General features: G+C 64.0%; 4 protein-coding genes. All 4 read left to right on the top strand.

What is annotated here, in order from left to right; translation table 11 throughout:
* On the top strand, window positions 1–640 hold a 640-nt coding region (locus VJR29_05075; protein ID HKY62774.1), incomplete at its 5' end, for an outer membrane lipoprotein carrier protein LolA.
* Window positions 641–653: 13 nt separating this feature from the next.
* Window positions 654–1,145 (top strand): YajQ family cyclic di-GMP-binding protein, encoded by a 492-nt coding sequence (locus VJR29_05070; protein ID HKY62773.1) that lies wholly within the window; start codon window positions 654–656, stop codon window positions 1,143–1,145.
* A 210-nt stretch (window positions 1,146–1,355) separates the two neighbouring features.
* Window positions 1,356–3,716 carry a hypothetical protein gene (locus VJR29_05065; GenBank protein ID HKY62772.1) on the top strand — a complete coding sequence of 787 codons (2,361 nt, stop codon included), beginning with the start codon at window positions 1,356–1,358 and terminating at the stop codon, window positions 3,714–3,716.
* Window positions 3,717–3,747: 31 nt separating this feature from the next.
* Window positions 3,748–4,636 (top strand): hypothetical protein (locus VJR29_05060; protein ID HKY62771.1); only part of this gene is annotated, 889 nt, incomplete at its 3' end.

The raw sequence follows: 4,636 nt of genomic DNA, 5'->3' as shown, positions 1-4,636 counted from the left end.
GGCAAAACATTTCCTCCGCCTTTTACTTCTCCTGCTTCCGCTGACGGTCCAAGCCTCCGGCGAAGCCTCGGTGTCGGCGCTGGCCGACCGGGTTCAGAGCCTTTACGAAGGCGCTCAAGATCTCTCGATGGACTTCGATCAAAGGACCTACGTCGCGGTTTTGGAGAAAGAAGTCCGAAAGAAAGGCTCGGCCCGCTTCAAGAAGCCGGGCAAGATGGCGATCCGCTATGAGGGCGAGGGCGGCCGCAATTACTTGAGCGACGGCAAGACCCTCTGGATTTTCGAAAGCGGCGATGCCCAGGTTCAGAAGATGGACGTCGGCGAAACCGACATGCCGGCCGAGGCCCTGAGCTTCCTCGGCGGCTTGGGCCGGCTCCAGCGCGATTTTGCGGTCGAGACGGTCGACTCCAAGAAATGGAAAAGCCTTAAGCGCAAGCGCCAGGACCTGAGCTGGATGGAGCTGACCCCGCTCAACAAGCAATCGGGCCTGGCTTGGCTGGTGATGGGTTTCGACGGCGGCAACGTCGCCCGCGAAGTCTTTCTTTCCACCGACACCGGAAATTTGAGCCACTACACCTTGGAGAACGTGACGCTCAATCAGGGCTTGAGCGACGACCTCTTTAAATACTCGAAAAAATAAAGGGAGACGAACGATGCCATCCTTCGACGTGGTCAGCGAAGTGAACCAACAGGAAGTCGACAACGCGGTGAACCAGGCGGTGAAAGAGATTGCCCAGCGCTACGATTTCAAGGGCACCAAGACGACGGTGGAGTTTCAAAAGGCCCAGAGCCAGATCCACGCGGTCAGCGACAATGAATCCAAGATGAAGGCGGTGATCGAAATCCTGCAGTCCAAGGCTTTCAAGCGCGGCATCGACATCAAGTCGCTCTCGGTCGGCAAGGTCGAGCCGGCCGGCGGCCAGCTGGTGAAGTGCGATATCAAGGTTCTGGAAGGCATCGAGACCGAAAAGGGCAAGAAGCTGGTCGCACTTCTCAAGGACAGCAAGCTCAAGGTCCAAGCCCAAATCCAAGATAACCAGGTTCGGGTGACCGGCAAAAAAAAGGACGACCTCCAAGAAGCCATCGCCTTGCTCAAGCAGGCCGAGTTCGAGCTTCCCCTCCAGTTCAAGAATTTCCGAGACTAATCTTCTCCCCTCCATACAATCCTCCCCCCTCGCGGGGGAGGGTGGACTCGGTCGAAGACCGAGGCCGGGAGAGGGGGTGCTGCATAAGCAGCATTGACTTCATGCCACGCCCCCTCTCCCGAGGGGAGAGGGCAACTTTCGGCGCCATGGGCCGAAGATTTCCTGAGAACCCAAGGTTTTCAAGGTTTTATGCCGGGTAACGATTTTCCATTGCGCGGGCCTGAGCCCGCTTGGCTCCGCTCGCTCGATTCCGTTTCGCAGCGCGAATGGCGCAACCTCGTCCGCGAGACCGATGCCGAGCTCTATCAAGAGGGCTTGCTTCACTTTGCCGGCCGCCAGGAGCGGCTCAACCAAGAAGCCGTCGCCGGCGCCATTTACAACGCCATGCTCGAAGGCCATCAAGCGGTTGACTCCTCGGTCTTGGCCCGGGCCCGTGAGAGGTTGGCGGTGCTCAACGGTGGCGGCAGCGGCGGCGCCCGGACCGAGTATTTACTGCGCCACGCCGGCTCCGAGCTCTTCGATCCCTCGATGATCGCCGGGATGGGTGCGGCTTCGGCGGTTTTTCGCCTGGCCCGAGCGGCGACCCTGGCCCGCCTCGCTTCGGGCGCCCCCGGATTTTTCACTCGCGGCTGGGCTGCGAGGGGCCTGGCTTCGGCCGCCGGCTTCGCCCTCGAGGCTCCGACTTTCACCCTGGCCCACCGCCTGGGTCGAGCCGGGCTCGGTCATTCCCAGGATTGGAGCGTTCCGGCCCTGACTCGGGACTTCGCCTCCAGTTATCTAGTGCTCGGCGCGATGAAGCTGGGCGCGCGCGGCGCCGGTGCCTTGCAAGGCTTGGGTGGCTACCGCGGTCCGGCCGCCACCGCGCTTTTCCAACAATCGGGAATGCTCGGAGGAATTTTGATTTCCCAGGGGCTGGAACGCCGTCTGGGCTGGCGTCCGGCCGCTTCGACCGAGGCCGCGGCCGCCGATGCCTTGGTGACCTGGCTCCAATTCAACATGGCCGGCCGCTTGAGTCAAAGCGTGCTGGGCCCGCGCTTTCAAGCCTGGGAGCGGGAGCTGGAAAGCCGGACCAGGGCTTTGGAGCTGCCGCGACCGGGACGGGGCAACGGTCTCCTCGAAAACCTCTCGCCGCAAGCGGCCTGGGCCGGCACTACCGCCAATCCAAGGTTTCTAGCCGCCGAGCCTTTGCTGCCGATGGTCGTTCAGATGTCCAGCAACAAGCCGGGCCGGGGTTCCGAGGGGCCGACCGACACCGGCCGGCCCGAACCGACGCGCGGCTCACCCGAAACCGCTTCGCCGGAAAGCGGGGCCCGAAAGCCCTTTTTCAGCGTGGAAGTGCCTCGCGGGGGTCAGGCCCTTCAGTATCGGCTCGTCTTGCAAGATTTCGACACTTACCTTCGCTCCGGCTCCAGCCGGGTCATCGCGATCCGCGACGATGCCGAGATTCGCCTGCGCCTGATTCACCGAACCACTACCCGGCGGGGCAATGACTTTTTGCCGGCCGGCCTCAAGGGCTACATTTTCGAAATTTCCGAAGGCCCCACTCGGGGCGAGTGGCATCTCTACGCCACCGAGGACGGCTTGATGCACTTCAGCCTTCGGGCCGAGGACATGAAGCCGGGAGTCGCCGGCATCGTGATGGACTGGATGGCCACCCAAGCCGCGCTCACCGGGCGGCAGGCCCTCTTTGCCGCGGTCACCAATGTCGAGGATTTCGCTATTATCAAGAGCCGGGGCCTGATCGACGAGCGGTCGGCGATCCTCGAGGCCCATCAATGGGGCCGGCGCCATCGGCGCCAGAGCATCCCGCTCGGCCGCTTCGGCGATGCCGATTTCATTTCGAGACATCGAGGCGGCTATTTTAACCTATGGGCCTTTCCCCGGCCGACCTTGCTTCCGCCGGAGCTACGCTCGGCCGAGATTCCTCGCCAGGGAGGCGCTGACGGCCGCCACTCCTATGAATTGCACATCGAGCCGCTGCGTCGATTTTTTACACCCGGCTACGAAGGGGTGATTGCCCGCCGCGAAGGGCGGGAGATCCGGGCCAAGGTCTTCGAAAGCTGCCTCACCAGCGCCTTCGATCGCTTCATGGCCACCGGAACTCCGCGGATTTCGCTGCAGCTTTGGGAAGGCGAGCCGGCCAATTCCGGACAATTGGATTTCTATGTCGAACCCCATCGCCTGAGCCTGGCCAATATCGCGCGGGGCGCGATGCCACCGGGCGCGGGCAGCATCGTGATCGATTGGCTCTACACCCAGGCTGCCGTCCGGGGCGCGGCGGTCGACATCCTCCACATCAAGAATCCCCGGCTCTGGGAAACCTTGGAGCAGCACCGGTTTTTCGAGAGAGAAAGCGCCCAAGTCGAGCTGGGACATTGGGACACCGTTTATTCGCACTTCGAGCCCACGGTTTCGGGCGCTTACGGCGAAGTGCCATTGGACCGGCATTACCGGGAAATCACCGGCCTGGCGATTCCGGTGGCCCAATTGCGCAGCCGGCCCAATTTGGCCCGGCTTCCCGAGGCCTTGCGGCCCACACCCCCCGACACCGAATCGCAAAGCAACTTTTGACCTGGCGCGGCGAGAAGTCGTACCTATAGCTATGGCCAATCTCCTGCCTAATCTCGGCCGAGGCCCTGCGGTCTCCGGGCCGGCCGGCGCCTTTGCGCCGGCCGAGGTCTTGTCGCGGCTCGGCCCGCTTTCCCAAGGCTCGGCGGAATTGCGCTCCCTTTCCGTGGAACGGGACCCCGAACTTTTCTACGAGGCCTTGCTCAGCTACGCCGGCCGGCTCGAGCGGCGGGGCGCCAGCTCCGAGAGCCAGGCGGTTCTGCAAATCGTTGCCGCCGGCGCCACCGAAGCTTCGGTGGCCGAGCGGGCCCGGTCCCGGCTCCAAGCCCTGCAAGGAACCGGTCATCTCGGCGCCCGCGCCGAAGTTTTGGCCGGCCGTTTCTTCCGCGAGGTGAGCGAGCCAACCGCGCTCTTCGCGATGGGCGGAGCCGGCGCCATCTACCGGCTTTCCCGTTTCACGGCCTTGGCTCGTTTAAGCTCCTGCCCGGCCGGCCTGCTGAGCCGGGGTTTCGGCGGCCGAGCCCTGGCTTCCTCGCTGGCCTTCTCGGCCGAAGCCACCAGCTTTCCCTTATTGGTCCGAGCCGGCCATTTCGGTCTCGGGCGATCCCAGGAATGGTCGGCCGATCAGCTCGGGCGGGAGATCGCCTCCAGCTTTTTCGCCCTCGGGGGCCTGAAGCTCGCCGGCGCCGGGGCCTCAGCCCTCACCCGCCGCTTGGGTCCGGGCGGCAGCGGCGCGATCCTCGCTCCGGTCTTCCGCCAGACCGCCATGTTGGGGGGCATCCTGGCCGGCCACCGGATGGAGGAGTGGGCCGGGCTTCGGCCGACGCTGGACGGAGCCACCACCGCGATCGACAGCTTGGCGCTCTTGCTCCAGTTCAACATGGCCGGCCGTCTGAGCCAGCGGCTCTTCGGCGAGCGCTTCC

The sequence above is a fragment of the bacterium genome (assembly GCA_035281585.1).
Lineage (GTDB): Bacteria > UBA10199 > UBA10199 > DSSB01 > DSSB01 > DATEDP01.
This window is presented reverse-complemented; position numbering and strand designations above follow the sequence as displayed.

Bases quoted from the DNA above. Each gene is read 5' to 3' on its own strand.
- VJR29_05070 (HKY62773.1), top strand. From the start codon at position 654: ATGCCATCCTTCGACGTGGTCAGCGAAGTGAACCAACAGGAAGTCGAC.